Here is a 3,005-nt window from a genome sequence, read left to right as displayed (position 1 = left end):
GCACCTGACCTATAGCTTCCCAATAACCATTGCCGCCAAAAGTCATCGTACCAAAGCACAGCTCGGAAACCAAAAGTCCGGTGTTGCCCAATAAATTATATTTCATTGCTGTTGATATTTAATAATATTTCTGAAAAAAAGTGAACGCTTCTTTACAAAACTAGTCATAAGAAAACAAAAGTATTGCCAAAATTAAGAATCGGATTCTGATGAGAAAACTGTGAAAAGGATGGAACAATCTAATGTAAAAAAAGAAGGCATTCTGCACCCCTGTTATACCAAAGGAGGAAACACCAGCTACTGGCATTATTTCGAGAAGAGGAAGAACCTTTATTTACTTGTGCGGGTGATCAAGAATTTGTAGAGACGCATAGAACCGCAGTTTCAAAAGAATAAGTCTTCATTTTAAGCTGAACATCTAGAAAACAATAACATATAATATTCGAGAATGTTTATAAGTTTCACTTTTTATTACCCTCAATTTTTACGACTTTTGTAGTTAATCCGTTATAATAAATTTTCTTCTCCCAATGCCTCAATTTTCGCATTTACACGTTCACTCGCAATATTCCTTATTGGATGGAGCCGCCTCTATTAAGAACCTATACAAAAAGGCAGAAAGCGATGGGATGCAATCGCTGGCACTTACCGATCATGGGAACATGTTTGGTGCTTTCGAGTTTGTGGCACAAGCCTGGAAGAATACGAAGGTAATAGGCAAAGATGCAAATGGTAAAGATATTCTGGCTCCTAAGATAAAACCAATTGTCGGTTGTGAACTATATGTAGTGGAAGATCGTTTTCAAAGATCTTTTTCGAAAGAAAAAAAAGATAAACGTTATCATCAGATTTTATTGGCTAAGAACGAGCTGGGGTATCGAAATTTAATAAAACTTACTTCTCTCGGGTATATTGAAGGTCTGTACGGCAAATATCCACGCGTAGATAAAGCATTGATTTTACAATATCATGAAGGACTGATCGCAACTACCTGTTGCTTGGGCGCATCGGTGCCGCAAACGATCTTATTAAAGGGTGAAGAAGAAGCAGAAATTGAATTTAAATGGTGGCTAGATTTGTTCGGCGATGATTATTATGTGGAACTGCAGCGCCACAATTTACCTGACCAAGATAAGGTAAATGAAGTGCTTTTGCGCTTCGCAAAGAAGTATAACGTCCACATTATTTGTACTAATGATAGCCATTACATGGATCAGGAAGATGCGAATGCACACGATATTTTACTTTGTGTGAATACAGGGGAAAAACAGGCTACTCCCGGTTTTGATGATTTTGTAAACGACGATATACAAGTAAAAAACCGACGATTTAAATTTCCCAATGATCAGTTCTATTTCAAAACGACCAATGAAATGGAACATGTTTTTAAAGACATTCCACAGTCTTTGGAAAATACACAAATGATTGTGGACAAAGTGGAAGTGTTAAATCTTAAGAAAGATATTTTACTACCTGCCTTTCCTATTCCGCAGGAATTTAAAACGACTACAGACGATAATATTAATCAATGGAATTTTCTTCATCATCTTACCTATGAGGGTGCAAGAAAACGTTATGGTGAAATGACTGCTGAAGTAATAGAACGTATTGATTTTGAACTATTTACAATTAAAACAATGGGATTTGCCGGATATTTTTTAATTGTAAGTGATTTTATTAAAGCAGGTCGCGACATGGGGGTGTTCATTGGTCCCGGACGTGGTTCTGCTGCAGGCAGCGTGGTGGCTTTTTGCATAGGTATAACCAATATAGACCCAATAAAATACAATTTACTTTTTGAAAGGTTTTTGAATCCCGATAGAAAATCAATGCCGGATATCGATACTGATTTTGATGATGAAGGAAGGCAAAGAGTAATTGATTATGTAGTAAAAAAATATTCTAAACAACAGGTAGCTCAAATTGTTACTTATGGTACAATGGCGGCCAAGTCTTCCATTAAAGATGTGGCACGTGTAATGGATTTGCCACTTGCGGATTCCAACGCCTTGACGAAATTGGTTCCTGATAAGCCTGGGACACAGCTCGCGCGCGTATTGAAGGCTCCGATTACCAATAAAGAAGCTAAAATTGGCGAAAGTTCTTTAGAAGAAAAAGAACAATATCAACCGGAAGACATTGAAAACATAAAAAAACTACGAGAAATATATAATGGCAATGACATGCGTTCGGCCGTCTTGCATGAAGCAGAAAAATTAGAAGGTAGTGTACGCAATACCGGTGTACATGCGGCCGGTATCATTATTGCCCCCAAAGACTTGACTGAATTAATTCCGGTCGCGACGGCCAAAGATTCAGATTTGTGGGTAACACAAATTGAGGGCGGAAGCATTGAAGAGGCAGGTGTTATCAAGATGGACTTTTTAGGATTGAAAAATCTATCCATTCTTAAAACGGCATTGGGACTGATCAAAATAAACCACGGTGTCGAAATTGATTTAGACGAACTGCCATTAGATGACGAAGCTACTTTTCAATTATATCAACGTGGTGAAACAAATGCTACATTTCAGTTCGAAAGTGCGGGAATGCAGAAACATTTGCGCGATCTGAAACCGGACGTTTTTGCAGACTTAATTGCCATGAATGCGCTGTATCGACCCGGCCCAATCGCATATATTCCTACCTTTATTAAACGCAAACACGGCGTAGAACCTATCGAATATGATTTGCCGGAAATGGAAGAATATCTCGCCGATACGTATGGTATTACGGTATATCAGGAACAGGTGATGCTGCTTTCACAAAAAATAGCGGGCTTTTCCAAAGGAGATGCAGATGTCTTGCGTAAGGCAATGGGGAAAAAACAAATTGCGGTGTTGAACAAAATGAAAACGCAATTTATAGAAGGGGCGACCCAAAAAGGCCACCCTGCTGATAAACTTGACAAAATATGGAATGACTGGGAAGCCTTTGCACAATACGCTTTCAATAAATCTCACTCAACTTGCTACGCATTTGTTGCTTATCAAACCGGCTATTTA

The 3,005-nt window shown here is 38.4% G+C and carries 1 protein-coding gene; it reads left to right on the top strand.

What is annotated here, in order from left to right:
* Positions 1-530: 530 nt before the first annotated feature.
* Positions 531-3,005: DNA polymerase III subunit alpha (locus tag ACQR30_RS01985; protein ID WP_429730518.1), on the top strand; the 2,475-nt coding region annotated here is incomplete at its 3' end.

It is taken from the genome of Arachidicoccus sp., assembly GCF_050436765.1.
Lineage (GTDB): Bacteria > Bacteroidota > Bacteroidia > Chitinophagales > Chitinophagaceae > Arachidicoccus.
Note: the sequence above shows the minus strand (reverse complement) of the source record. Positions and strands in the feature narration are given on the sequence as shown.